The 24,964-nt window shown below is 67.9% G+C and carries 23 protein-coding genes and 1 pseudogene; 8 read left to right on the top strand and 16 right to left on the bottom strand.

Going from position 1 to position 24,964, the window contains the following annotated elements; all coding sequences use genetic code 11:
* Window positions 1–9: 9 nt before the first annotated feature.
* From ASC70_RS04150 to ASC70_RS04140, 3 genes are all read right to left on the bottom strand, one after another.
* Window positions 10–1,503, bottom strand: a complete 1,494-nt coding sequence (locus ASC70_RS04150; protein WP_047404941.1) for an amino acid permease — start codon at window positions 1,501–1,503, stop codon at window positions 10–12.
* A gap of 108 nt (window positions 1,504–1,611) precedes the next feature.
* The gene (gene eutC, locus ASC70_RS04145; protein WP_056046733.1) at window positions 1,612–2,418 is read right to left on the bottom strand and encodes an ethanolamine ammonia-lyase subunit EutC; all 807 of its coding nucleotides are present in this window, start codon (window positions 2,416–2,418) and stop codon (window positions 1,612–1,614) included.
* Window positions 2,415–3,788, bottom strand: coding sequence for an ethanolamine ammonia-lyase subunit EutB (locus ASC70_RS04140; RefSeq protein ID WP_056046731.1), 1,374 nt, complete (start codon window positions 3,786–3,788; stop codon window positions 2,415–2,417). Before ASC70_RS04140 ends, eutC begins: the two co-directional genes overlap by 4 nt.
* A gap of 382 nt (window positions 3,789–4,170) precedes the next feature.
* Between ASC70_RS04140 and ASC70_RS04135 the strand changes: the two genes are divergently transcribed.
* Window positions 4,171–4,593, top strand: coding sequence for a DUF1842 domain-containing protein (locus tag ASC70_RS04135; RefSeq protein WP_047404938.1), 423 nt, complete (start codon window positions 4,171–4,173; stop codon window positions 4,591–4,593).
* 54 nt (window positions 4,594–4,647) lie between these two features.
* On the opposite strand, the gene ASC70_RS04130 is transcribed toward ASC70_RS04135, so the two are convergent.
* Window positions 4,648–6,642 carry a M13 family metallopeptidase gene (locus tag ASC70_RS04130; protein WP_056046730.1) on the bottom strand — a complete coding sequence of 665 codons (1,995 nt, stop codon included), beginning with the start codon at window positions 6,640–6,642 and terminating at the stop codon, window positions 4,648–4,650.
* A gap of 207 nt (window positions 6,643–6,849) precedes the next feature.
* Between ASC70_RS04130 and ASC70_RS04125 the strand changes: the two genes are divergently transcribed.
* The 3 genes from ASC70_RS04125 to ASC70_RS04115 are packed head-to-tail and all read left to right on the top strand — an operon-like array spanning window position 6,850 to window position 9,831.
* Window positions 6,850–8,019, top strand: coding sequence for a Gfo/Idh/MocA family protein (locus tag ASC70_RS04125; RefSeq protein ID WP_082539885.1), 1,170 nt, complete (start codon window positions 6,850–6,852; stop codon window positions 8,017–8,019).
* Window positions 8,020–8,030: 11 nt separating this feature from the next.
* On the top strand, window positions 8,031–9,383 hold the full coding sequence (locus tag ASC70_RS04120; RefSeq protein ID WP_056046726.1) for a Gfo/Idh/MocA family protein: 1,353 nt from the start codon (window positions 8,031–8,033) through the stop codon (window positions 9,381–9,383).
* 10 nt (window positions 9,384–9,393) lie between these two features.
* Window positions 9,394–9,831 (top strand): dimethylsulfonioproprionate lyase family protein, encoded by a 438-nt coding sequence (locus tag ASC70_RS04115; RefSeq protein ID WP_056046724.1) that lies wholly within the window; start codon window positions 9,394–9,396, stop codon window positions 9,829–9,831.
* A 12-nt stretch (window positions 9,832–9,843) separates the two neighbouring features.
* Here ASC70_RS04115 and ASC70_RS04110 read toward each other — a convergent pair whose 3' ends face one another.
* From ASC70_RS04110 to ASC70_RS04100, 4 genes and pseudogenes are all read right to left on the bottom strand, one after another.
* Window positions 9,844–10,332 (bottom strand): DNA-deoxyinosine glycosylase, encoded by a 489-nt coding sequence (locus tag ASC70_RS04110; protein WP_056046722.1) that lies wholly within the window; start codon window positions 10,330–10,332, stop codon window positions 9,844–9,846.
* 8 nt (window positions 10,333–10,340) lie between these two features.
* Window positions 10,341–11,651, bottom strand: a complete 1,311-nt coding sequence (gene purB, locus ASC70_RS04105) for an adenylosuccinate lyase (protein WP_056046721.1) — start codon at window positions 11,649–11,651, stop codon at window positions 10,341–10,343.
* 50 nt (window positions 11,652–11,701) lie between these two features.
* Window positions 11,702–11,799, bottom strand: a pseudogene (locus ASC70_RS25875) (hypothetical protein); the annotation flags it as partial.
* 36 nt (window positions 11,800–11,835) lie between these two features.
* On the bottom strand, window positions 11,836–13,338 hold the full coding sequence (locus ASC70_RS04100) for an MFS transporter (RefSeq protein ID WP_082539886.1): 1,503 nt from the start codon (window positions 13,336–13,338) through the stop codon (window positions 11,836–11,838).
* 165 nt (window positions 13,339–13,503) lie between these two features.
* On the opposite strand from ASC70_RS04100, the gene ASC70_RS04095 reads away from it, so the two are divergent.
* Window positions 13,504–14,130, top strand: coding sequence for a glutathione S-transferase family protein (locus tag ASC70_RS04095; protein WP_056046718.1), 627 nt, complete (start codon window positions 13,504–13,506; stop codon window positions 14,128–14,130).
* A 9-nt stretch (window positions 14,131–14,139) separates the two neighbouring features.
* Here the strand turns inward: ASC70_RS04095 and ASC70_RS04090 are convergent, their stop codons facing one another.
* From ASC70_RS04090 to ASC70_RS04080, 3 genes are all read right to left on the bottom strand, one after another.
* Window positions 14,140–14,613: a hypothetical protein gene (locus ASC70_RS04090; protein ID WP_056046715.1), complete on the bottom strand. Its 474-nt coding sequence runs from the start codon at window positions 14,611–14,613 to the stop codon at window positions 14,140–14,142.
* A 25-nt stretch (window positions 14,614–14,638) separates the two neighbouring features.
* Window positions 14,639–15,133, bottom strand: coding sequence for a glycine zipper family protein (locus ASC70_RS04085; protein WP_056046713.1), 495 nt, complete (start codon window positions 15,131–15,133; stop codon window positions 14,639–14,641).
* Between the two features lie 125 nt (window positions 15,134–15,258).
* A complete protein-coding gene (locus tag ASC70_RS04080) occupies window positions 15,259–17,103 on the bottom strand; it encodes an ABC-F family ATP-binding cassette domain-containing protein (protein WP_056046711.1) in 1,845 nt (614 codons plus the stop codon).
* A gap of 289 nt (window positions 17,104–17,392) precedes the next feature.
* Here ASC70_RS04080 and ASC70_RS04075 point away from each other — a divergent pair, with 289 nt between their 5' ends.
* On the top strand, window positions 17,393–19,312 hold the full coding sequence (locus tag ASC70_RS04075) for a PAS domain-containing hybrid sensor histidine kinase/response regulator (RefSeq protein WP_056046710.1): 1,920 nt from the start codon (window positions 17,393–17,395) through the stop codon (window positions 19,310–19,312).
* 87 nt (window positions 19,313–19,399) lie between these two features.
* Here the strand turns inward: ASC70_RS04075 and ASC70_RS04070 are convergent, their stop codons facing one another.
* From ASC70_RS04070 to hfaA, 4 genes are all read right to left on the bottom strand, one after another.
* Window positions 19,400–19,702 (bottom strand): hypothetical protein, encoded by a 303-nt coding sequence (locus ASC70_RS04070; protein ID WP_056748881.1) that lies wholly within the window; start codon window positions 19,700–19,702, stop codon window positions 19,400–19,402.
* A gap of 67 nt (window positions 19,703–19,769) precedes the next feature.
* On the bottom strand, window positions 19,770–21,017 hold the full coding sequence (hfaD, locus tag ASC70_RS04065; protein WP_082539887.1) for a holdfast anchor protein HfaD: 1,248 nt from the start codon (window positions 21,015–21,017) through the stop codon (window positions 19,770–19,772).
* Window positions 20,935–21,948 (bottom strand): holdfast anchoring protein HfaB, encoded by a 1,014-nt coding sequence (gene hfaB / locus ASC70_RS04060; protein ID WP_056048384.1) that lies wholly within the window; start codon window positions 21,946–21,948, stop codon window positions 20,935–20,937. Before hfaB ends, hfaD begins: the two co-directional genes overlap by 83 nt.
* Before the next feature lie 14 nt (window positions 21,949–21,962).
* A complete protein-coding gene (hfaA, locus tag ASC70_RS04055; protein WP_056046703.1) occupies window positions 21,963–22,418 on the bottom strand; it encodes a holdfast anchoring protein HfaA in 456 nt (151 codons plus the stop codon).
* Between the two features lie 152 nt (window positions 22,419–22,570).
* On the opposite strand from hfaA, the gene ASC70_RS04050 reads away from it, so the two are divergent.
* Together ASC70_RS04050 and ASC70_RS04045 are read left to right on the top strand one after the other, a co-directional pair.
* Window positions 22,571–23,221 carry a rhomboid family intramembrane serine protease gene (locus ASC70_RS04050; protein WP_056046701.1) on the top strand — a complete coding sequence of 217 codons (651 nt, stop codon included), beginning with the start codon at window positions 22,571–22,573 and terminating at the stop codon, window positions 23,219–23,221.
* Window positions 23,222–23,276: 55 nt separating this feature from the next.
* Window positions 23,277–23,708, top strand: coding sequence for a CBS domain-containing protein (locus ASC70_RS04045; protein ID WP_047404907.1), 432 nt, complete (start codon window positions 23,277–23,279; stop codon window positions 23,706–23,708).
* Window positions 23,709–23,731: 23 nt separating this feature from the next.
* On the opposite strand, the gene ASC70_RS04040 is transcribed toward ASC70_RS04045, so the two are convergent.
* Window positions 23,732–24,163: an Rrf2 family transcriptional regulator gene (locus ASC70_RS04040; RefSeq protein WP_056046698.1), complete on the bottom strand. Its 432-nt coding sequence runs from the start codon at window positions 24,161–24,163 to the stop codon at window positions 23,732–23,734.
* Between the last annotated feature and the right edge of the window lie 801 nt (window positions 24,164–24,964).

Below are 24,964 nucleotides of genomic sequence, written 5' to 3'. Positions count from 1 at the left end.
TCATTTGGATCAGTGCGTCTCGTAGGCCGCCTTGCCGCCGTTGAGGGCGAAGGCCTCCTCCGGCGACAGCACCAGCTTCTTGCGGCCGAACGCGGCGAAATAGGCGATGCCCACCGCGAACCAGATCGCCACCCCGATGACGCCGGCGCGATAGACCGGGTCCTTCAGCTGGTAGAAGATCGTCACCAGCGAGATGATCACCGTCACGCCGGCCCCGGCCACGCCGAAGATGCTCTTGTAGGGCCGCTCCATGTTCGGGAGCTTCTGGCGCAGCAGGATGTAGGACGCGCCTTGCGCCACATAGGACAGCATGGCCCCGAACACCGCCATGTTCAGCAGGGTCCCGCCGATCATCGCCGCGCCCTTCTCGGCCCCGAGGCCGAACCACACGACCAGCATCACGGCCAGGCCGGCTAGCGAGCCGGTGATCAGGGCCACGTCCGGGGTCTTGCGCACGCCATGGGTCACCGACAGGGCGCGGGGAAAGTAGCCGGCCCGCGACAGCGAATAGATCTGCCGGCCATAGGCGAAGATGATGGCGTGGAAGCTGGCCACAAGGCCCGCCACCGCCACCGCCGCCAGCACCTTGGCCAGCGAGCCGCCGTAGATGGCGCGGAAGCCGTCCAGGATCGGCTCGCCCGACTTGGACAGGGCGAAGGTTCCGGCCGGGATCGAGCTGTTCAGCCACAGCACCAGCAGGGCCGAGACGATCAGGGTCAGCATGCCCAGGATGATGCCCTTAGGCAGGTCGCGTTGCGGCGTATGCGATTCCTCGGCCGCCAGGGGCAGCTGCTCGATGGCCAGGAACAGCCAGACCGCGAACGGCAGCTGGGCCAGGGCCCCGCCAATCCCGGCCGGCAGGAACGGCCCGTGGCCGTCCTTCAGCTCGGTCCCGCCGGGGCCGACGTTCAGGGCGTACTTGGCGAAGTCGGCGTGCGGCAAGGCGCTGACCCAGAACACGGCCAGGCAGGCCAGGGCCAGCAGGGTGATGAACACCGTGAAGCGGAACGACATCGCCACCCCGCCGGCATTCAGGCCGACGAACACGACATAGGCCCCAATCCAGTAGAGCGGCTGGACCCAGGCCGGCGTCCCGAAGATCCCGCCCAGATAGCTGCCGATGAAGAAGCAGACCACGGCAGCCGTCAGCACATATTCGACGTTCTCGCACAGGCCGGTGATGAAGCCGCCCCAGGGGCCCATCGCGGACCGGGCGAAAGAGTAGGCGCCGCCGGTGTGCGGCTGGGCCGCCGCCATCTCGGCGATCGAGAAGGTCAGGCCCAGATACATGACGGTGATGATCAGGGTGGCGACCAGCATGCCGCCCCAGCCGCCGACGCCCATCCCCAGGTTCCAGCCCGAGAACTGGCCCGAGATCACCGCCCCCACGCCCAACGCCCACAGCGAGAACACGCCCGCATAGCGCTTGAGACCACGTTTCTCGAAATAGCCGTCGTCGACCTTCTCGTAGCTAACGCCGCCGCCCGCCGCCGGTTCGCTCATGACTCGTCCCTCCATGGTCTCGACGCCAAGGGTGCGCCCCGCGTTGGTCGAGAGACGAGTCCTGAAGCCGTGTTCGACGCCCGCCCCCGACCGCCGGTTAGTATTTGATCACGACGAACGCGGTTCGTCCAAATCGCGGGCGATCGACGGGCTGGATGAGAGATTGGGCAGGCCCTCGGTGTCGCTCTCGTCCTTCAGCGCTACGCCGGTGACCGACAGGCGCAGGGCCTCGCGCATCAGCCAGGCCAGCTTGAAGGCGGCTTGGTCGTACGACAGCCCCTCGGCGCGGATGTTGGAGACGCAGTTGCGTTCGGCGTCGGTGCGGCCGACGCGCGGTTGGAACGTCAGATAGGCGCCCAGGCTGTCGGGCGAGGACAGGCCGGGCCGCTCGCCGACCAGCAGCAGCAGCAGGCGTGCGCCCAACAACTCGCCGACCTCGTCGCCCAGGGCCACGCGGGCCTGGCTGGCGACGGCGACGGGCGCCAGGCTCCAGCCCTCGGCCTCGATGTGGGGCAGCAGGGCGGCGAGCAGCGGCGCGGCATGGGCGTGAACGGCCGTGCTGGACAGGCCGTCGGCGACGACGATCGCCAGGTCCGCGGGCCCTCGCGCGCTGGCCAGGGCGATACGGCTGGCGTCCGACAGGCGGCGCCCCAGGTCCGGCCGGCGCAGATAGCTGGCGCGGTCCGGCGCGGCGCTCTCCATGCGCAAGGCGGCGACGCCCAGCGCCTCGATCCCCGCCGCCACCGCCTCGGCTTCGAACGGCGTGTGCACCGCGTCGCGGGCCTGGGCGTGGGCCAGGGCGAAGGCCAGCACCTCGCGGGTCGGCAGGCTGGCCCCCGAACGGCCGATGGCGATGCGCGCGGGAGTGCGGGCCCGCAGTGCGCTCCACGGATCGGGCGGGACCAGGCGGCTCATGCGCTGGCCAGCAGCGGATGATTGGAGCGCGCCGGGACCAGGCGACCGTCGGCGCCGGTGATCCTCAACCGTTCCAGCCAAGCCTCGAACTCGGGCGCGCGCTTCAAACCCAGCAGTTCGCGGACATAGAGGGCGTCGTGGAACGAGGTCGACTGGTAGTTCAGCATGACGTCGTCAGCGCCTGGCACGCCCATAACGAAGGTGACCCCCGCTGTGGCCAGCAGGGTCAGCAAGCTGTCCATGTCGTCCTGATCGGCCTCGGCGTGGTTGGTGTAGCAGACGTCCACCCCCAGCGGCGCGCCCAGCAGCTTGCCGCAGAAGTGGTCCTCCAGCCCGGCCCGGATGATCTGCTTGCCGTCATACAGGTACTCGGGGCCGATGAAGCCGACGACGGAGTTGACCAGCAGCGGCTCGAACGCCCGCGCGACGCCATAGGCCCTGGCTTCGAGCGTCTGCTGGTCGACGCCGTGGTGCGCGCCGGCCGACAGGGCCGAGCCCTGGCCGGTCTCGAAATACATGACGTTGTCGCCGACGGTTCCGCGCTTCAGCGATCGGCCCGCGTCCAGCCCCTCCTGCAGCAGCGAGAGGGTGACGCCGAAGCTGGCGTTGGCGGCCTGCGTCCCGGCGATCGACTGGAACACCAGGTCCACCGGCGCGCCGCGCTCGATCAGTTCGACGGCGCTGGTCACGTGGGTCAGCACGCACGACTGGGTGGGGATCTCGAACCGCTGGATCAGGTCGTCCATCAGCCGCACGAGGTCGCCTAGCACCGAGAGGTTGTCGCTAGCCGGATTGATGCCGATCACCGCGTCGCCGCAGCCGTACAGCAGGCCATCCAGAATCGAGGCGGTGATGCCGGCCGGGTCGTCGGTCGGGTGGTTGGGCTGCAGGCGGACGGCCATGGTTCCCGGCAAGCCGATGGTGTTCCTGAACCTGGTCGTCACCCGGCATTTGCTGGCCGCCAGGATCAGATCCTGGTTGCGCATGATCTTGCTGACGGCGGCGGCCATTTCGGGGATCAGGCCGGGCGCGAGGCGGGCGAGGGCGGCCGGCGTCGCGGCCTCGGACAGTAGCCAGTCGCGGAACTCGCCAACGGTCAGGGACGCCACCGGCGCGAAGGCGGCCGCGTCGTGGCCGTCCAGGATCAGGCGGGTGACGTCGTCGATCTCGTAGGGGACCAGGGTCTCGGACAGGAAGGTCTTCAGCGGCGTGTCGGCCAGGGCCTGCTTGGCGGCGACGTTCTGCTGGGCGCTGGTCGCGGCGATCCCGGCCAGGGCGTCGCCCGACCGCGGCGGCGAGGCCTTGGCCATCAGGTCGGCCAGGCTGTCGAACCGCCAGGTCGTCGCGCCAATGGTCGAGGCGAAGGCCATGGTCCCTCACAAACCGCGTTCGACCGAGAAGGTGGCCCGAGAACCGCTCGGCCGCAAACACCTAGCAAAGCGGGCGGCGCGAAGCCGTCGTCGTGCCCTCTCCTTGATCAGGCCTCCAACCAAGCTGGGCCTTGATCAAGCGGGGAGAGCGTCGTTCGATTTATTCTATAGGCGGCTCTGGGTTGGGGAAGCCGGGGCGGACGCCCGAAGCTTTGCGCCGCAAGGGCTCGGCGCGCGACCTCTGGCGCACTCGATTGTTCAATGCACTTATGAGTTGTTAGAAATTAATATTTTCCGCATAGGTTTATCTGGCGCGGTTGGGGAGAAAGATCAAGGTGCCGCCGGGCCGGTCATCGGGACCGCCCGAACGGGAGGACGTTCAATGACTGCGGAAGTCGGTACGCTTCACACCCAAAAGACCGCCAGCGACGTGATCGGTCTCTATTTCGTCAAGGCGGTGGTCGGCAACACGGGTCTGCCGGGCGCGCCCATCGTCAATCTCGCGCTCTCGGTGCAGGCCGCCTCGGGCCACGTCGCCGGCATCGCCGAGATCTCCCAGGCCATTCCTGGGGGCAACCACCGTTTCCCCGTCACCGGGCAGATCTATCAGACCGGCTTTGGCCCCAATCACCAGCTGGTCTCGCTGCAGGGCGACTTCGTCTACAGCGTGCCGCCGCCGGCCATCGGCTCGTTCCTGGCCAAGTTCACCGCCGCCCTGTCGGTGGACCAGCAATGGGACGGCTCGGGCGGCTTCAACTACGTGACGACCCACGTCGAGAACGTGCCGGTCAAGAAGATCGCCTGACGATCTGGCGTCCGCTCGCGCCGTCGAAGGACGGCGCGAGCGTCTTCGTCATCCCTACCAGATGCGCGAGCGCTTCTCCGGCGGCAGGTAGAACTTGTCGCCCGGCTTGACGCCGAACGCCGCGTACCATGCGTCGACATTCCGCGTCGGGCCGATGACCCGGAAGTTCGACGGCGAGTGCGGGTCCGAGGCCATCTGCTGCTTCAGCGAGTCGTCGCGCGACTTGTCCTGCCAGCTCTGGGCGAAGGCCAGGAAGAAGCGCTGGTCGCCGGTCATGCCGCCGACCACCGGCGCGGGCTTGCCCTTCAGCGCCGCGTGATAGGCGTCGTAGGCCACCTGCAGGCCGGCCAGGTCGGCGATGTTCTCGCCCATGGTCAGGGCCGGGTTGATCTTCATGCCGGGCACGGGCTCGTAGGTCCCGTACTGACCGCCCAGCACCGCGGCCTGGGCCTCGAAGCGCTTGGCGTCCTCGGCCGTCCACCAGTCGCGCAGCTTGCCGGTGTCGTCGATCTTGCGGCCCTGGTCGTCGAAGCCGTGGCTGATCTCGTGGCCGATGACCGCGCCGATCGCGCCGTAGTTCACGGCCGGGTCGGCGGCCGGATCGAAATAGGGGGCCTGCAGGATGCCGGCCGGGAAGACGATCTTGTTCTCCAGGCCGCCGTTGTAGGCGTTCACGGTCTGCGGGGTCATGCCCCACTTGCCGTGGTCGACCGGCTTGCCGAGATCGCCCAGGGTGTAGGCCCACTCGAAGGCGCCGCTGCGGCGGACATTGCCGTAGAGGTCGGTGACGTCCAGCTTCAGGCCCGAATAGTCGCGCCACTTGTCGGGATAACCGACCATGACGCTCATCTTCGACAGCTTGGCCAGCGCCGCCTGCTTGGTGGCGGGGGCCATCCACGGAGCTTTCTGGATGCGCTCGGCCATGGCTGTTTTCAGATTGGCGATCAGGTCGACCATCTGGGCCTTGGACGAGGGCGGGAAGTACTTGGCGACATAGGCCTGGCCGACCAGCTCGCCCAGGCTGCCGTCGACCAGCTGCACGCCGCGCTTCCAGCGGGGACGCAGTTGGGTCTGGCCCGACAGCACCTTGATGTAGTCGAAGCGGCTGTCGACGAAGCGCTTGGAGAGGTAGGGCGACATCTCCAGCACGCCCTGCACGGTCTGCCAGGCCTTTAGGGTTTCCAGCGGGGTGTCGGCGAACAGCTTGGCGATGTCGCGCACGGCGCTCTTCTCGCCCAGCACCACCTGGCTGCGTCCGGTGACGCCGGCAGCGGCCAGATAGTCGGCCCACGGTACTTCGGGAGCATAGGCCTTCAGCTCGTCCATCGTGACGGGGTTGTAGACCTTGTCGATGTCGCGGCGGTCGGCGACCGCCCAGCTGACCTTGGCGATGGCGGTCTCGAAGGCGATGACGTCGGCGGCCGACTTGGCCGGGTCGGCGTAGCCGGCCATCTTCAGAGCCCGCTCGGCGAAAGCCGTGTAAGCGGCCAACTGCGGCTTGAAACCGTCGGTCAGATAGTAGTCGCGGTCGGGCAGACCCAGGCCCGACTGGCCGATATAGAGGGTGTTCAGTTCGGGGTTCTTGGCGTCCGGGTAGATGTCCAGCGAGAACAGGTCCGGGCCGAAACCGCCGTGGGCCGCGCCCAGGGCCTTGGCCAGCTCGGCCTTGCTGGAGACGGCGGCGAGCTTGGCCAGGTCGGCCTTCAACGGCGCGTCGTCGACCTGCTCGACCTTGGCCTCGTCGGTGAAGCTCTTGTACAGCGCGCCGATCGGGGTCGAGGCGTCGGCCGTCTCGATCAGGGTGCGCAGCTGGTCCTGGGAGCGGTTGTAGACGTCGTAGCCGACGCCGGCCGAGGCCTGGTCGGCCGGGATCGTCGTCTTCTTTTCCCAGGCCCCGTTGGCGTACTTGTTGAAGTCGTCGCCCGGCTTCACGGCGACGTCGCGGGCGGTCAGGTCGACGCCCCACGCGCCGTACATCGGCTTTTCGGCGGCGAAAGCCGCGCCGGAGATCGCGGCCGCGGAAACGGCGGCCAGCAGGAAGATGCGCATGTGTAGGATCCCAAACCCCTCGAAGGCGGCGATGCTGCCCCATGCGCGCGCCGGGCGCAGATGAATTTCCCGTAATGTGGAGCGATTGGGGCGGCTGCGACTACCGGTTGGGCGTCTACGACCTCGGAGGGTATTTCCCCGGTCGCGGTTTAGTGGTCTGATCTCTTGCAAAGATTGGTCAGGCAAACTGACGCGTGGAGGAAGACGATGAGTGATCTAGCCAGCCGCCGTGCGTTCCTGATGGCGGCCAGCGTCGGAGGCGCGGCCTTGGCGGGAGAGGCTATGGCCCAGGCGGCGGCCCAGACGGGCGGCCAGTCCGTGAGCCAGGAGGTCGCCGGGCCCGGCCCGGTCGTCACACCTCGGCACAAGATCAAGTTCGCGGTGATCGGCCTCGACCACTACCACATCATGAGCATGACGGCGGCGGTGAAGCGGGGCGGGGGCGAGTGCGCTTACGTCTATGCCTACGGCGGCGACGAGAAACAGCTGGCCGACTTCAGGAAGCAGCACGGCGACGCGCCGGTGGCCAGCAGCATCGACCAGATCCTGAACGACAAGTCGATCCAGCTGGTCGCCGCCGCCCCGATCCCCGACCAGCGCGTGCCGCTGGGCCTGAAGGTGATGGCGGCGGGCAAGGACTATCTCTCCGACAAGCCAGGCATCATCACCCTGGAGCAGCTGGCGCAGGTGCGCGCGGCGGTGAAGAAGACCGGCCGCAAGTACGCGATCATGTATTCCGAACGGCTGGAGGTGCCCTCGGCGATCAAGGCCGGCGAGTTGGTCCAGGCCGGGGCGATCGGCAAGGTCGTCCAGACCGTCAACCTGGCCCCGCACCGGATCGGCACGGGCCGGCCGGACTGGTTCTGGGACAAGGCGCGCTATGGCGGCATCCTGACCGACATCGGCTCGCACCAGGCCGACCAGTTCCTGTTCTACACCGGCAGCAAGACCGCCAAGGTCGTCGCCAGCCAGACCGGCAACGTCAACAACACCAGCCATCCGAAGTTCGAGGACTTCGGCGACATGACCGCTGTCGGCGACGGCGGCACGGGCTATGTCCGGGTCGATTGGTTCACGCCCGACGGCCTGGGCGTCTGGGGCGACGGGCGGCTCTTCATCCTCGGGACCGAGGGCTATATCGAGCTGCGCAAATATATCGACCCGACCGGCCGGCCCGGCGCCAACCACCTGCTGATCGTCGACCGAAAGCAGGCCCGCTACATCGACTGCAACCAGGTCGCGCTGCCGTTCGGCCCGCAGTTCGTCAACGACATCGTCGAGCGCACCTCGACCGCCCAGGACCAGGATCAAGCCCTGCTGGCCGCCGAACTGGTGCTGACCGCCCAGAAGACCGCCACCAAGCCGGTTCTGGGCTGAGGGAGGGGACCATGAGCAAGCTCACCCGCCGTAACGTCCTGGCCGCCGGCGTCGCCTTTCCGACCATCGTGCCGGCTACCGTGTTCGGCCAGAACGCGCCGTCGAACCGGATCAATATCGGGGTGATCGGCGTCGGCCGCATCGCCCGCGGCCACGACATGGCCGAGACCTTCAAGTACGACCACGCCCAGATCCTGGCGGTCTGCGACGTCGACTCCAAGCGCCTGGCCCTCGGCAAGCAGTTGGTCGACGAGACCTACAGCAAGAAGTACGGCCGCCCATGGGACAGCGCCCGGACCTATGCCGACTATCACGAACTGCTGGCGGCCAAGGACATCGACGCCGTCATCGTCGCCACGCCCGACCACCAGCACGCCATCCTGGCCGTGCACGCGGTGAAGGCCGGCAAGGACGTCTATCTGCAGAAGCCCGCCTCGCTGACGATCGCCGAGGGCCGGACCATGGCCGACGCCGTCAAGGTCACGGGCCGCATCCTGCAGGTCGGCTCGCAGCAGCGCTCGGACAAGCCGTGGCCGCAGTTCCGCCGCGCCTGCGAGCTGGTCCGCAACGGCCGCATCGGCCAGCTCAAGCACGTCGAGGTCGGGCTGCCGGGCGACCCTTCCGGCCCCGAGGCGCCGGAGCAGCCGATCCCGGCCAACCTCAACTACGACGCCTGGCTGGGCTCGACGTCGGAGGCCTACTACACCGAGATGCGAGTGCACCCGCAGGGCTCGTTCGACCGGCCGGGCTGGTTGCGTTGCGAGCAGTTCGGGGCCGGCATGATCACCGGCTGGGGCGCGCACCATGTCGACACGGCCCACTGGGGCATGGACATGGAGCACTCGGGCCCGGTCGAGGTCTGGGGCTCGGCCGAGTTCCCCAAGAGCGGCCTGTGGAACGTGCACGGCAAGTTCCTGACCCACGCCCGCTACGCCAACGGGGTGACCATGGACATCTCGGGCGACTTCCCGAACGGGGTGAAGTTCATCGGGACCGAGGGCTGGATCTTCGTGGCGCGCGATGGCGGCGTGACCGCCAGTGATCCGGGCGCCGGCGCGAAGCCGGCCTCGGCGCTGGTCGCCAGCGATCCGAAGATCCTCGACAGCGTGATCGGGCCGAACGAGATCCACCTGCGCCGCTCGGAGGAGCAACACGGCGACTGGCTGGACTCGATCCGCAGCCGCAAGCCGCCCGCCGCCACCGCCGAGGTCGGCCACCGCGCCTGCTCGACCTGCCTGCTGCATCACGCGGCCATGAAGACCGGCCGTCGCCTGAAGTGGGATCCCAAGGCCGAGCGCTTCATCGGCGACGACGCCGCCAATGCCCTGCTCAGCCGGCCGCAGCGCAAGCCGTACACGTTCTAGGGAGATGGCGATGATCACCAAGCGCGACTTGGCTATCGCCATCGGGGCGGTGGTCTTGACCCTGGCGGGCGTCGCCGCCGCCCAGGCTCCCAAGCCGGCCCTGATCGGTCCGTCGGTCTGGCGCTGGGAGGATCTCAAGCCCCACGACACCGATGTCGGGACCTACGCGCAAATCGCTCGCGGTCCGACCGCGACGCTGGACGAGCTGGAGATGCACGTCACCACCCTCAAGCCCGGGACCAGCTCGCACCCGCCGCACACCCATCCGAACGAGGAGCTGGTGATCATCCGCGAGGGCCAGGTCGAGACCTTGTCGGGAGGGGTGTGGAAGACGGTCGGCCCGGGTGGGGTGATCTTCAACGCCAGCAACAGCCCGCATGCGCTGCGGAACGTCGGGACGACGAACGCGGTGTATCATGTGGTGAACTGGAAACCGGCGGGACGGTAAAAATCCCTCTCTCTAAGAGAGCGGGGTTTTGAGCTGACCCCAGGCCTCAGCCTTCTGCTCGAAGGTCCGGGCGGCGTGCGCCGGGCTGGAGGAAGGAAGGGCTAGCGCCGCGACCCGATCCCCGATCAGCTTGCCGCCCAGCTTCGCCGCGGTCCCGCCGTTGAAGGCCACGACCCGCAGCGCCGGCAGCGTCTCCACCAAGGCCAGAAGATCATTCGCCGCCGGGTCGCGGATGGCGGCGTCGAGGCTGCCCGGCCGCTCGGCCTCGGCGATCACGTCCCAGAGGCCGACGCCGTGGGCCAGCAGGGCCGCCAGCCGATCCTCATAGGTCAACGGAACGAGCGGCGTATCGAGCACGCCCTCCATCAGCCGCCAGAAGGCATTCCTCGGATTGCCGTAGTACTGCTGAACGGCCAGCGAGGCCTCGCCCGGCAGGCTGCCCAGGATCAGGACGCGGGTGTTCGCGTCGACGACCGCCGGGAAGCCCGCCTTGCGAACCATCGGGCGGTTTAGCCCTGCTCCCCGAACACGCGCTTGAAGATCACGTCGACGTTCTTGGTGTGGTAGCCGTAGTCGAACAGCTCCTCGAGCGCGCTGTCCGACAGCGCCTTGGAGACCACCGGGTCGGCCTTCAGGAAGTCGATGAACCGGCCTTCGCCGCGCCAGACCTTCATGGCGTTGCCCTGGACCGCCGCATAGGCGTCCTCACGGCTGACGCCTTCCTGGGTCAGGGCCAGCATGACCCGCTGCGAGAACACCAGGCCGCCCAGCTTGTCGAGGTTCTTGGCCATGTTGTCGGGATAGATGTTGAAGCGCTCGATGACGCTGGCCAGGCGGCGCAGGGCGAAGTCGAGGTGGATGGTGGCGTCGGGGCCGATGCCGCGCTCGACCGACGAGTGGCTGATGTCGCGCTCGTGCCAGAGGGCGACGTTCTCCATGGCCGGGATCACGGCCGAGCGGACCAGACGGGCCAAGCCGGTCAGGTTCTCGGTCAGGATCGGGTTGCGCTTGTGCGGCATGGCCGACGAGCCCTTCTGGCCCGGATCGAACGGCTCCTCGGCTTCCAGGACCTCGGTGCGCTGCAGGTGGCGGATCTCGGTGGCCAGGCGCTCGACCGACGAGGCCACGACGCCGAGGGCGGCGAAATAGGCCGCGTGGCGGTCGCGCGGGATCACCTGCGTCGAGACCGGCTCGACGGCCAGGCCCATCTTGTCGGCCACGTGCTGTTCGACGCGCGGATCGACATTGGCGAAGGTGCCGACGGCGCCGGAGATCGCGCAGGTGGCGATCTCGAAGCGGGCCATCGCCAGGCGCTCCTTGGCGCGCTGGAACTCGGCGTAATAGCCGGCCAGCTTCAGGCCGAAGGTGATCGGCTCGGCGTGGATGCCGTGGCTGCGGCCGACGCAGACCGTCATCTTGTGCTCGAGCGCCCGGCGCTTCAGGGCGGCCAGGACGAGGTCGACATCTTCCAGCAAGAGGTCGGTGGCCTTGCTGAGCTGCACGGCGAAGCAGGTGTCCAGCACGTCCGAGCTGGTCATGCCCTGGTGCAGGAAGCGGGCCTCGGGGCCGACGATCTCCGACACATGGGTCAGGAAGGCGATGACGTCGTGCTTGGTGACGCGCTCGATCTCGTCGATGCGGTCGCTGTCCCAGACCGCGTCGCGGCCCTTTTCCCAGATCGTCTCGGCGGCGAGCTTCGGGATGGTCCCGATCTCGGCCATGGCGTCGGCGGCGTGGGCCTCGATCTCGAACCAGATCTTGTACTTGGTCTGGCTGGACCAGATGGCGGCGGCTTCGGGGCGGGCATAGCGGCTGATCATGGGCCGGCCGTTTCGGCCGCGCGGGCCGGGGAGTCAAGGGAAGAGGGTTATTACTTGGCGGCGGAGGCGGTTACTGGCCCCCTCCGCGCTTCGCGCTCCTCCCCCGGAGGGGGAAGAAGACGCCGCGATCCTTCTTCCCCCTCCGGGGGAGGAGGATGCGCAGCATCCGGAGGGGGCAAGTCCTCTACGCCCCCGCCCGTTCCTTCATGTGCTTGGCCAAGCCGATGCTGGCCAAAGCGTAGTGCACGCCGGCCCAGGCGTAGAAGCTCAGCGAGACGATGATGCCCTGCTGGGTCGAGCGGGCCATGGCGCCGGCGCAAGCCTTGGCGAGCTCGGGCGCGGAGCCCTTGGGGGCCAGGCCGCCAGGGCAGCTGGTCCCGAAGCTGGCCGGACCGCTCTCGCCGAACGCGCCGCCCAAGGCATGGAAGAGGCCGCTCGAGCTCGGATGGTTGAAGTTGAACTGGGCCAGGTGGTCGATCAGCCAGCCGGTGAACACCGGCCCGCCGCCCAGGGCGATCAGGTTCAGGAAGAAGAACAGCAGGGCCGTGGCCGTGGCCCGCCGGCGCGGCTCGACCGAGTTCTGCACCACGGCGAAGGTCGGAGCCAGGTAGGTGTAGTGGAAGATCCCCGGGACCAGCAGGATCAGGGCGGTGGTTTGCCAATGGGTCTGCAGATAGGCGCTGATATAGATCGGCGTGCAGATCAGCAGGCCGATGGCGGGGGTCAGGGCGTACCACTTGGTGCTCTTCTTGCCGGCCCAGTCGGTCAGGAAGCCGCCGACCAGGGTGCCGACGCCGGCCGAGAAGCCGCCGATCAGGCCGACGATCAGGCCCACCTGCGCCAGGCCCAGGCCGTAGGTCCGCACGAAATAGGGCGGCACGAACGCGCCGGAGCCGTACGCGCCGAACGAAGCGACGGTCACGCCCAGAACCATGTGCAATACCGGCCACTTGCCGAACAGCACCTTGGTCACGGTCCACAGCTCGGAGAACTCGGTGGCCATGGAGAAGCGGGGCTTGCCGGCCGGTTCGACGACGAGCCCTTCGGCCTCGAGCGGGCGCTCGATGATCTCGGAGTGGCCGCGCGGCGGCTCCTTGACGATCAGCTTGACGATCAGCGCCAGGATCAGGCCGGGCAGGCCGACGATGACGAAGGCCACGCGCCAGCTGAACTCCTGGGCCAGCCAGCCGCCGGCCACCGCGCCGAACATGGTGCCCAGCGGGATGCCGAACGAATAGATCGACAGGGCCGAGGCGCGCTTCTTGGGCTCGTAATAGTCGCTGATCAGCGAGTGGCTGGGCGGCGAGCAGCCGGCCTCGCCGACCCCGACGCCGAAGCGGAACAGGGCCAGTTGGCCAAAGGTCGTGGCCGCGCCACATAGCGCCGTGAAGCCCGACCAGATCACCAGCGACACCGAGATGATGCTGACCCGGTTCCAGCGCTCGGCCAGGCGGGCGATGGGGATGCCAAGGAGAGTGTAGAGCAGGGCGAAGTAGAGGCCGCCCAGCAACCCCAGCTGGGTGTCGGAGAGCTTGAGGTCGACCTTGATGGCCTGGCCGATGGTGGCGATGATCGTCCGGTCGATGAAGTTGAAGGTGTAGGTGGCCAGCAGCAGCCCCAGCACCGTGGCTTTGTAGCCGTTCGAATAAAGCGGCCGGTCGCCGCCGGACGCACGCGCGTCGGCCATCCTGACTCTCCCTTCAAACATTTGTTCTATTTCTTGAGGCGACTGTAGACGCAGCCGAAGCCGGAGCGCCAGAGGCTAAATCGCGGTCGCGCCAAGGCGGTCGTTTCCTTGCGCCGACGGGCGCGCTAAGCCCTTGCCGAACAGGAATCGACGAAGGAGCGCGCCATGGAGATCGTGATCGGCACCAAGCGGTGGTCCAGCTGGTCGCTGCGTCCGTGGCTGGCGCTCAAGCGCACCGGCGCGCCGTTCAAGGAGACTCTGGTCGAGCTGCGCCACGGCGAGGTCACGACCGCGGAGATCGGCAAGGTCTCGCCCAGCAAGCTGGCCCCGGCCCTGAAGGACGGCGACCTGGTGGTCTGGGACTCGCTGGCGATCTGCGAATATCTGGCCGAGACGTTTCCCGAGGCGAAGCTGTGGCCCGAAGATCGGGCCCTGCGCGCCATAGGTCGCTCGGCGGCGGCCGAGATGCATTCCGGCTTCCAGTCGCTGCGCGGCGAGTGCCCGATGGCGCTGGAGGAGGCGCCCCGCAAGCTGGACCTCTCCGAGGCCACCCAGAAGGACGTGCGCAAGATCGTCGAGCGCTGGAACCAGCTCCTCAAGCGTTCGGGCGGCCCGTTCCTGCTGGGCGAATGGTCGATCGCCGACGCCTTCTACACGCCGGTGGCGACGCGATTCCGAACGTACGGCGTCCACCTGTCCGACTACGGCGACGCCGGCGCGGCGGGCGCCTATTGCGAGCGCTTGCTGGAGACGCCGGAGTTCCTCGAATGGGAACGCGGCGCGCTCGCCTAGGTCAGAGCCCTAAAGACCTTCGGGCGCGCCGTTGACCACCGGTGGGGCCTTGCAGCGACCGGCGCGGGCCTGGACCACATAGAACAGGGCCCGGCCCTGGGCGAAGCTGCTGTGCTCGGCCAGGGGATTGGTCGGCTGGCCGGTGGTCAGGCTCAAGGCCTGCTCGCCGCCGGCCGGAGCCGCCTGGCCCAGCGAGGCCTGGTTCCACTTGCTGAGGACCGGCGCGCAGGCGGCGACCACGGCGTCGGCGACGACCTCGGCGCTGTCGCGGGCGCCGGCCAGGCTATAGGCCCAGCGGCGCGTGCATTCCTCGACCGGCGTGGCCGGATCGGCGGCGGCGGTCGCGCCCGGATTGGCCTTGAAGTCGGCGCAGATTCTGGGATTGGCCATGGCGTCATGCCGGTCCTCGCAGGCCGCCACGCTGAGAGCGGCCATTCCTGCAAGGATGGGCGCCAGGACGGCCATCACGGGCTTGCGGATCATCTTGAGTTCCGTTCGTGAGCAAAGGTCAGCGGGGGCAGATCTGGACGGCGCGCGAACTCAGGCGGCCGCGATCGTCGTAGTAGGAGATCGTCGCGTCGCGACAGACGCCGCCGGACGTGGTGTTGGAGACCTGCTGGACGGTTCCGCCGCCGACCCCGCCCGCGGCGACGGGGTTGCCCATGTGGTCGTAATAGACCTGGCGGACCGGCGGGGCCCGCTCCGGAGTCGTCCGCGACGCGGAAGCGCCGCGCGAACCGCCTTCGTAATAGACCGTGCGGGTGCGATGGCAGCCGCTCTTGCCGATCTCGCGGCCGACCAAGGCGCCGCCGACGCCGCCGATCAGCAGGCCGGCGCCGCCGCGCTTGACCGCGTTGCCGACCAGGGCGCCGCCCAGGCCGCCGATCACGGTGCCGGTGGCTTTGCGGCTGTGGCAGGTGGCGGCGTCGGCGTCGGTGGGCGCCATGACGGTGGGAAGGGCCATGGCGCCGATGGCCAGGCCGATAACGATGAGACGAGCCATGTGCTCCTCGCCGGTGAAGGTCCCTCGGGCTTCACAACGCACCTCGCGCCCGGAAGGATGCGTGGGCGTGTCGGATAGGCGACTTGGCGGGCGATGCTGTCGAATGACGCGCCGAAGCTCGGCAGCTAGCCGGCGGTCAGGCTTTCCTTCTTCTCTTCCAGCTCCAGCCACTCCATCTCGGCCTGTTCGAGATCGGCGCGGGCCTTGTCGAGGGCCTTCATCGTCTTGTCGAAGGTCGCCGGATCACGGCTGTAGAGGCCGGGATCGGCCAGGGTCGCCTCGAACTTGGCGATGATCGCCGGGCTCTTGGCGATCAGGGCCTCGCACTCTTCCAGGCGGCGCTGGTCCTTGAAGGTCAACTTGCCGACCTTCTTGGGCGGCGCGGCGGGAGCAGGGGCGGGCGCCGCGCCCTTGGTGGCGCGGGCCACCGGCGTGAAGGACGAGCCGACCGCGGCGCCGCGCGCGCCCTTGAAGAAATCGGGGCTCTGGTCGATCAGGTCGGTCCAGCCGCCGGGAGTCTCCAGCACCTTGCCATGACCGTTCATGGCGATGGTCGAGGTGGCGAGGCGGTCGATGAAGTCGCGGTCGTGGCTGACCAGGATCAGCGTGCCGTCGAAGTCGGCCAGCAGGTCCTCCAGCAGGTCCAGCGTGTCCATGTCCAGATCGTTGGTCGGCTCGTCCAGCACCATCAGGTTGGTGGGATTGGCCAGGGCCCGGGCCAGCAGCAGGCGGTTGCGCTCGCCGCCCGACAGGCTGGTGACCGGCTGGCGCAGCTGGGCCTCGGTGAACAGGAAGTCCTTGGCGTAGCCGGCCACGTGCTTGGGCTGGCCGCGCACCAGGATGGAGTCGCCGCCGCCGGGGGTCAGGAAATCCCAGAGGGTGATCTTGTCCGACAGCGCCATACGGCCTTGGTCGATGTAGGAGACTTCAAGATTGGTGCCGAGCTGCACCGTGCCGGCGTCGGCTTCCAGCTCGCCCAGCAGCAGGCGGACCAGCGTCGTCTTGCCGGCGCCGTTGGGACCCACCAGCGCCACGCGGTCGCCGCGCAGGATTCGGGTCGAGAAGTCCTGGACGATCACGCGGTCGCCGAACGCCTTGGTGAGGTGCTTGGCCTCGATGACCTTCTTGCCCGACGTCGCGGCGGTCTCGACGGCCATGTACATGGAGCCGCGCTTGTCGCCCTGCAGATCCTTCTTTTGCGCTCGCAGATCCATCAGGGCCCGGCGGCGGCCTTCGTTGCGGGCGCGGCGACCTTGGACGCCGCGCGCCAGCCAGGCGTTTTCGCGCTCCAGCACCTTGTTGAGGCGGCGCTCTTCGTCGGCCTCGGCCGCCAGCACCTGTTCGCTCCAGATCTCGAACTCGCCGAAACCCTTGTCCAGACGCCGCACCTTGCGGTGCTCCAGCCAGAAGGTGCGCTGGGTGACGCGGTTCAGGAAGGCGCGATCGTGGCTGACGATCAGGGCGGCGCACTTGGAGTTCGCCAGCTCTTCTTCCAGGGTCTGGATCGCGAAGATGTCCAGGTGGTTGGTCGGTTCGTCCAACAGCAGCACGTCGGGCTGCTCGGCGAAGGCGCGCGACAGGGCGGCGCGACGCTTCTCGCCGCCCGACAGGCCCTGCGTGCTCTTCTCGGGATCCAGGCCGAAGTCGGCCAGGGCCGCCTGGGCCTCGTAGTCCTCGGCGCCGCCGGCGGTGCAATAGTCCAGCAGGGTGTCGCCGGTGATGTCCGGCTCCTGGCTAACGAAGATGATCTTGGCGCCCGGCTGGACCGAGCGCTCGCCGCTGTCGGCCTCGACGCCCTGGGCGGCCAGGATCTTCAGCAGGGTGCTCTTGCCCGCGCCGTTGCGGCCGACCAGGCAGGCGCGCACGCGCGGCTCCAGGGCCAGGTCGACGCCGTCGAACAGGGGCTTGGCGCCGTCGGCGAGACGGACGTCCTTGAGGGCGAGTACGGGCGCGCGGGTGGGGGAGGCCATGATCTTCGGACTGGGAGGCGGCGGAGTGTCGCGGAGGTGAGGGCGTATAGAGCGCGTCAGGGCAAAGTGTAAGCGGTTTCGCCGCGTGAACGCGTGCGCCCTAATCGTGTGAACCCGAAGTCGGTTTTTCAACCGGTCCTGGGAGCGGCGCGCCGAGGAAACGTCAAAATCACGGCTTAGTCTGGCTTTGACACAGGTCAAGGAACGCCGGTCGGCGACCGCGACAAATTCGCCTGTTAACGGCTCACCAAGCGTGAGCTTGCTACGACCTTGGCCTAGCGGAGCATAGGTGCACACCTTGACGTCGAGCCCGGAAAGGATTGCCGCTTCTGATGTTCCCGCCCTTCTGGGCCTGGGTTTCGATCATCTGCGCCGGCCGATCTGGGTGTTCGACGACGTCCGCAAGCGCAAGGTCTACGCGAACCGCGCGGCGCTGGACCTGTGGGGCGCGTCGACGCTGGATGACCTGCTGGCCAGGGACTTTTCCGACCAGTCGCCGGCCGTGCGCACGCGCATGAAGGACATCGCCGCCCGTATCGAGAACGGCGGCGCCGTCGAGGAGCGCTGGACCTTCTATCCGAACGGCGCCCCGCTGGTGGTCGACACCACGATCTCGCGCATCGCCCTGCCCGGCGGCGGCCACGCCATGCTTCTGGAAGGCGCAGAGGTTCAGGCCGAGGCGCAGCAGCAGCGGGCGATCGAGGCCCTGCGGCACACCAGCGCCCTGGTCTCTCTGTACGACGCCGACGGCTTCCGCATCTTCGGCAATCCCGCCGCCCTGTCCTGCTATCCGGGGGCCGGCGTCCGGTTCGCCGAGATCTTCGCCAATGGCGACGCCGGCGGCGCGCTGTGGAGCTCGGCCCTCGACGGCGACGCGGTCGAGGGGGCCTATCGGATGATCACGGCTCATGGCGAGCGCTGGCACGGCCTGGCCGCCCGCCGCACGCCCGACCCGGTCACCGGCGAGCTCTGTGTTCTGGTCAACGAGACCGACATCACCGAGGAGGTCGAGGCGCAATCGGCCCTGGCCGAGGCGCGCGAGCGGGCCGAGGCGGCCATGGCCGCCCGGCAGGACTTCCTGGCTAATATGAGCCACGAGCTGCGTACGCCGCTGACCAGCATCCTGGGCTTCACGGACCTGCTGGACGCCTCGAAGTTGGACGACGAGCAGCGCCGCCGCCTGGGCCGCATCCGCGACGCCGGGGTCGTGCTGCTGGACACGCTGAACGACGTGCTCGACTTCGCCAAGCTAGAGGCCGGCGGCGTCAATCTGGAGTCGCGGCCGTTCGCGCTGCGGGCCCTGCTGAACCAGGCGGCCGGCATGTTCGAAGCCCAGGCCTTGTCCAAGGGCCTGGACCTGACCTTGCGCATCGACCCGGCCTGTCCCGAATGGCTGGAAGGCGACGGCCAGCGCCTGCGGCAGGTGCTGGTCAATTTCCTGGGCAACGCCGTCAAGTTCACCGGCGCGGGATCGGTGACCCTGAGCGCGACCTACAGAAGCGGGGCGAAGGCCGGCTCGGCGCGTCTCGAGCTGGCCGTCTCTGACACCGGTGTCGGCGTGCCGGCCGCCATGCTGGACACCGTCTTCGAACGCTTCGCCCAGGCGGGGCCGGAGGTGTCGCGGACGTTCGGCGGCACGGGTCTGGGCCTGGCGATCAGCAAGGAGATCGTCCAGCTGATGGGCGGCGAGATCGGCGTCGACAGCATCGCCGGCCAGGGCGCCCGCTTCTGGTGCGTGCTGGACCTGCCGGTGGTCGCCGCGCCCAACCATCGCGAGGCCGAGTCGATCCAAGAGAGCGCGCGACCGCTTCATGTGCTGGTCGCCGACGACAACGAGGCCAATCGCGAGCTGATTGGAACCCTGGTCCGGGCCATGGGCCATACGGTCGACGTCGTAGCCGACGGCCTGGCGGCCATCGAAGCGGTGAGCTCGGGCGGCTACGACCTGGTGCTGATGGACGTACAGATGCCGCGCATGGACGGCCTGGCCGCCACCCGCGTGATCCGCGGCCTGCCGGGCGCCGCGGCGCTGACTCCGGTCATCGCCCTGACGGCCAATGTCCTCCCCGACCAGATCGCCTTTTACCGCGCCAGCGGCATGGACGACCATGTCGGCAAGCCGATCAGCCCTCGCGAGCTGCTGCTGAAGATCGCGCTATGGAGCGAGGGCCGCCCGGACGAACCGATGGCGAACGGCGCTCAGGCCTGACAATCGAAGAGTTTCCCGAAGGCGAAACTTCCGAGCGGCCACTTTGGGGGGGAGAGCGGACATCCGGAAAGGCGGCTGGAAGTGTCGCTATCCTGTCGGCAGCTTATCCGCGACCGCTCGGAGCCCGTCGGGCGAAGAAAAGCCTGTCATTGACGGCATCTCCGCCCAATCAAAGACGCCCTTGTTGTGGGCTGCATAGTGGAGCAGCGCCTTCAGATTTTGAAGGTCCGAGAGGGTCAGTTCAGTGCTCGGCATGACGTTGAGAACAGCTTCGCTCAGACGTTTCACAATGCGCTGCGGCGAGGCCGTACACACCACTATCTCTTCGTCAGCCTCAAGCTGACTAAGGACGTCGGCAATCGCCGCATCGAGCACCGGATCTTTTGACATTTTTCCACGCTCTTCGCGCCCGGCTCGACAGTCAAGGTCTGCTCAAGGTCGAGACCCGACCTCGGCCTCAGTAGCCCGGCGCGGTGACGTTGAAGCTGGCGTTGTTGCCGATCGCGGTCGACACGCCCGTCACCTGGCGGCCGCCCGATGCGATCGTGGTGCTGGAGCTGGCCCCGACGTCGGCGCTGTTGTTCTGGGTGTTGGTCACGCTCATGCGGCCGTTGCAGCGTGAGCAGGCATAACCGGTGACCGCATTGCCCATGGCCGTGGCCGTGGTCACGGCGTCATAGCCGTCCTGCCCCGAGAAGCTGGCCGTCGCCTCGACCCCGCCGCCGGTGTTGGTCTGCAGGTTGTCGAGCACGAGCTCGGGGCCGACATTGTTGACCTGCGAGGAGTTGCCGACCGCGTAGGCGCTCGTTTGGGCGGCGCCGAACAGGTACGAGGTGCCCTCGGCCTGGCCGCGGATGTACGAGGTGTTCCACTGGTTGGACGCTACATCGACCAGCGGGCCTTCGTTCTGGACCGCCAGGTTGTTGCCCGTGGCCGTGGCGGTGGTCGCCGACAGGTAGCTGTTGCCGTAGGCCGTGAACTTGCTGGCCTGGGTCACCTCGGCCGTATTGGCCTGGTCGGTGATCAGGCGGGCGGCCGACTGGTTGGCGCCCGTCATGTTGATGTTGTTGCCGGCGGTGGTCGCGGTGACCGCGCTGGTCCCCGAGGCGTATTGGACGATCGCGCCGCCGTCGGCCAGCACGTTGGCCGTGGTCGATTGGCTGATCCGCGCCCCGGCCGAACCGTTGTCCAGGTTGACGCCCTGGCTGTTGCCCATGGCCAGGGTCGAGACCGTCAGGTCCTTGGCCTCGGCGTCGGCGGCCTCGACCTGACCGCGCGCGGTGACCTCGGCCGAATTGGTCTGGACCGCGAAGGCCGAGATCGTGCCGTTGGAAGCGGCGAAGGCGCCGGAATTGCCGACCGCCGTGGTGCGCACGGCGCTGCTGGCGCCGGCGTTGACGCCGACGTCGACCACGGTGTGGCCGTAGACGGTCCCCTGGTTGGTCTGGTTCGAGGTGATCGACGCGTCGGCGTTGGTCACCCCGACCGAGACGCCATTGGCCTGGGCCGTCGTGCTGGCGGTGACGCCGTCCGACACGGTCTGGACGTTGAGGGTCTGCTCCGAGAAGATCTCGCCGAGATTGACCTGGTTGTTGAGAACCGGGCTCGGCGAAAGCGTCTGGCTAGTAGCGGCCCCGCTTAGCATCACGAATATCGGGATCGCGGTGAGCGTTCCAGCGAGACGGGTCATCGCGGGTCTGCGCATTGTTGGTTCCCAGGTTGTTGTAGGCCGGCGTGAACGCGCCCGTCTGGCCGACGGTGGCGTCGCCGAACGGGTCGTAGCGCAAGCAGCTTTGCGGGCCGGGCATGCCGTAGAGATTGGCGCTCATCTCGACCGTGGCGCGCTCGATCAGGGCGCGCACGGCCAGCTGCATGGGCTCTAGCGCCCCGCGGCCGGCCGAGATGTCGAACAGGTTGCCGTTCAGGAAGTCGAAGACGCCGAGGCTGACTTCGCGGCCGACGACCTGCTTCTGGTAGGAGATGACGTCCACCACCTCCAGCGTGCGGGTGTTCACCAGTCGCAGGTCCAGCGCGATGTTCATCACGAACACCCGGCGGCGGAAGTTGCCCTTCAGCCCGTCGGTGTCCTTGTCGCCGGCATAGGCGTCCACGCCCGCCGAGCGGATGTTGTAGTTCAACTCGGTGATGCCGCCGACCACGTAGAAGTCCGAGCCCGGCACCTGGCCGGCCAGGATCTTGCGGTAGTCCGCCGGCGCATCGGGCGCGGCGTTCGGACGGTCGGAGATCAGCTTGTTGTTGGCGTATTTCAGCTCGAATTCCGACACCGAGGTGTCGAAGCGCTCGACCATCGGCATGCCAGCCTTGGCGAAGGCCGAGAAGGCCATCAGCGAAGCGCCTTGGGTCACCTTGCGGCCCGAGCCGTCGGACTCTTCCTTGCCGGTATAGTCGGCGATGCGGCCGATCGCGATACGCGGCGCGGCCACGCGATTGGCGCGGGCGTACTGGTTCAGGCAGACAAGGGCCGCCGAATAGTCGGTGGGGTTGGCCGTGACCGGCGCCGAGCCGATCGGCGTCGCGTAGTTGCCGGCCGTCGAGGCGATGGGGACGCCGCCGCAGCCGGCGAGCGTCGTCGCTCCCAGCAGGGCCAGCGCCAAGCTCGTGCGCTTCAGGCTCACTGTACGCTTCAGCGTCATTGCGCGGTTCCCGCCTTCACGACATTCGAGCCGGCGCTGACGTTGCCGTTGTTGACCTGGCTGGAATTGACGATGACCGTGTTGTTGTTGCCCTGGGTGATGACCGTCAGGTTGTTGCCGATCGCGGTCGCCCCGGCATAGCCGCCGACCCCGCCCACGCCCGAATAGGCGTCCAGCGAGCCCGAGCTGCGGCTCGACGAATAGACGCTCTGGTCCGCGCCGGTCAGCATGACGCCGTCGACGACCACCCGGTTGCCGTTGGCGTCGCGGGTCGAATATTCGACCATGCGGTTTTCCTGGCCCGACGAGCGGCCGTAGCCGGCGTTGAACGAGGCCGAGTTCGTCGACATGGTCTGGGCGGCGGCCGCGCCCCAAGCGCCCATCGCGACGCCTGCCGCGACGACGGTCAGCGCCGACGCGACGCTCATCTTCTTCATGCGATGCCAGGCCATAAGCGGCTCCGAGAACTGTCGACACGAAAGGGCAAGCAACCCTCGTGCCAAAAAGGTACAGCCTCGGGTGTAGCGCCAAGGTCGAGAAAAAATGGTTAAGCGTGCGGACGGACGCTTCGAATCGCGACGAACCCGTCCCAGATGAGAACGTGATGACCGACCAGCGCCCCGAGCCGATCTTCAATGCGCCCTGGCCCGCCTTGCTGGCGAGCGCCGCGATCCTGGTTCCCCACGTGGTTCTGCTGAGGGCCAGCGACGCGACCATCGAGTCCCTGGCCCTTGTCCCGCGGGACTTCTGGGAGGGCCGCTGGACGGGCGTCGTGACCATGATGTTCGTGCACGGCGGCTGGGTTCACGCCCTGATGAACGCGGCCTTCGCCCTGGCCTTCGGCGCGCCGGTGGCCCGCCTGCTAGGACTAAACGGCCGGGGAGGGGGAATCTTCTGCCTCTTCTACCTGGCGTGCGGCGCGCTCTCGGGTCTCGGCTATGCGGCGATCCATCCCGACGGGGCCGTAGCGGTGATCGGCGCGTCGGGCGCGGTGTCTGGCCTGATGGGCGCGGCGGCCCGGACCATGGACCATCCCGGACAGGTCGGTCCGATCCTGGGGCCGAGGGTGATCTCGCTCGGCCTGGGCTGGCTGGTGGTCAATCTGGTGATGGCGGTGGCGGGCGGTCTGCTGACCATGGGAACCGGGGCGGTGGCCTGGGAGGCGCACCTGGTCGGCTTCGCCGTCGGGGTCCTGCTGATCGGCCCGTTCGCGCGCTGGGCCGGAGTCAAACCGGAAGGCGCCGACCCCCATTGATCCCGAGGCCTCTTTGCGAGACTCTCGTTCTCCAAAGAACAAGGGAGAAAGCGCAGTGTTGGTTTCTCAGATCCTCAAGGACAAGGGCGATCTCGTATTCACGGCCTCCCCCCAGGAGACCGTCGGCGCGGCCGCGGCGCTTCTTCATACGCGGCGCGTCGGGGCCATGGTGGTGGTCGACGACAAGGAGGCGGTGGTCGGGATCCTGTCCGAACGCGACGTCGTCCGGGTGATCGCCAAGGAAGGCGCGAGCGCGCTGACCAAGCCGATCAGCGGCTGCATGACCACCAGCGTGATCTTCGCCCAGCCCGACGAGACGATCGACGCCCTGCTCGAGCGGATGACCGATCGCCGGATCCGCCACCTGCCGGTGGTGAAGGGCGAGCGCCTGGCCGGGATCATCTCGATCGGCGATCTCGTGAAATACAAGATCAACGAGGCCCAAGCCGAGGCCGACGGGCTCAAGGCTTATATCGCCGCGGGCTGAGGGCGGGCCTCTATATAGAGCGCTCAGCCCCCGATCAGCTCGGCGCCGGCGCCCTGGGCGGCGTCGGCGAGGCTGTAGCCTTCCAGCACCGCGGCCGTGGCGTCGCGCGCGCGCAGCAGCGCCTCGCGCAGGGCGCAGGTCGCCAGGTCCCGACAATCCTCGCAGCGGCGGAAGGCGGTGCGGCTGACGCAGGGCGTCAGGGCCAGGGGGCCGTCGACCAGGCGGATGATCTCGGCGAAGCTGATCGCCTCGGCCGGACGGCCTAGGACGTAGCCGCCGAACTTGCCGCGCCGACTGGTCACCAGCCCTTCGCGCGACAAGGACAGCAGAATCGCTTCCAGGAACTTGCGCGGCGCGTCGGCGCGCTCGGCCAGTTCGCCGGCGGTCACCTGGCCGTTGTGGCGGGCCAGCTCGATCATCGCGCGCAGAGCGTAACGCGCCTTCTGGGACAACATGGACGCCGGTCACCTTATATAAGCGCGCGGCTTGGATACGCGCGCTCTGGAACGTTCAGCCTTCTGAGCGAGGCTTGGCCAATGCGCAAGGTCCGCGTGACGGCGTTCATGCACAGGGGATTGGCGGACCTGGGGATGGAATGGCGATTTCCGGCTTGCGGGGCCGGGGAGGGGGCTCTAGAAGCCGCCCCTCGCTTCGGGGCCGCGGCCCGCCGGACGAAACCTTGACCTCCGGGGCTTGCGTTTCTGAAAGTGGATCGCTAAGTTCCGCAGCCTCAATCGAATCCCTTCTGACTTACGGCGCTCCAAGCGGCGCGCCTCGGTCGGTTTTTGCGCTCTGAAGTGGCTTTGGCCGCCAAGAAGACAAAAGCGAAAAGGGCGGTTGACCGGGAGGATCTGCTTCGCTAGAAGCCGCCCTCTTAGAAATGCAAAGAGGTTCGCAAGAGCTTCCAAGTATTTCGCCCCAGGAAAGCTTCTCTTTTCTTTGGAAAAGGCGCTTGACTGGCTCCGGTGGCTTCTTTAGAAGCTGCCGGCTCCGCCGAAAGCCTTCTGGGCCGGCAGGCGGGGAAAGTCGGAGAGTTTCTTCGAGAAACGATTTGACATGGAATTCGAGGTTCGCTAGATAGCCGCCTCCGCCGACGACGGGCGTTAAACGGTTGGTTCGCCGGAAGGTGGGCGGGTCTTTGACATTGTTGATTTGGAAAGAGAAACGCAGGCGGCGGCGCTCTGGCGATGGACTGAAAGGTTCATCTCGAACGCTGACAATTGCGGTCTCTTGAAGACACCATGAATATCATGGAC

It is taken from the genome of Caulobacter sp. Root343 (assembly GCF_001425745.1).
GTDB lineage: Bacteria > Pseudomonadota > Alphaproteobacteria > Caulobacterales > Caulobacteraceae > Caulobacter.
This window is presented reverse-complemented; position numbering and strand designations above follow the sequence as displayed.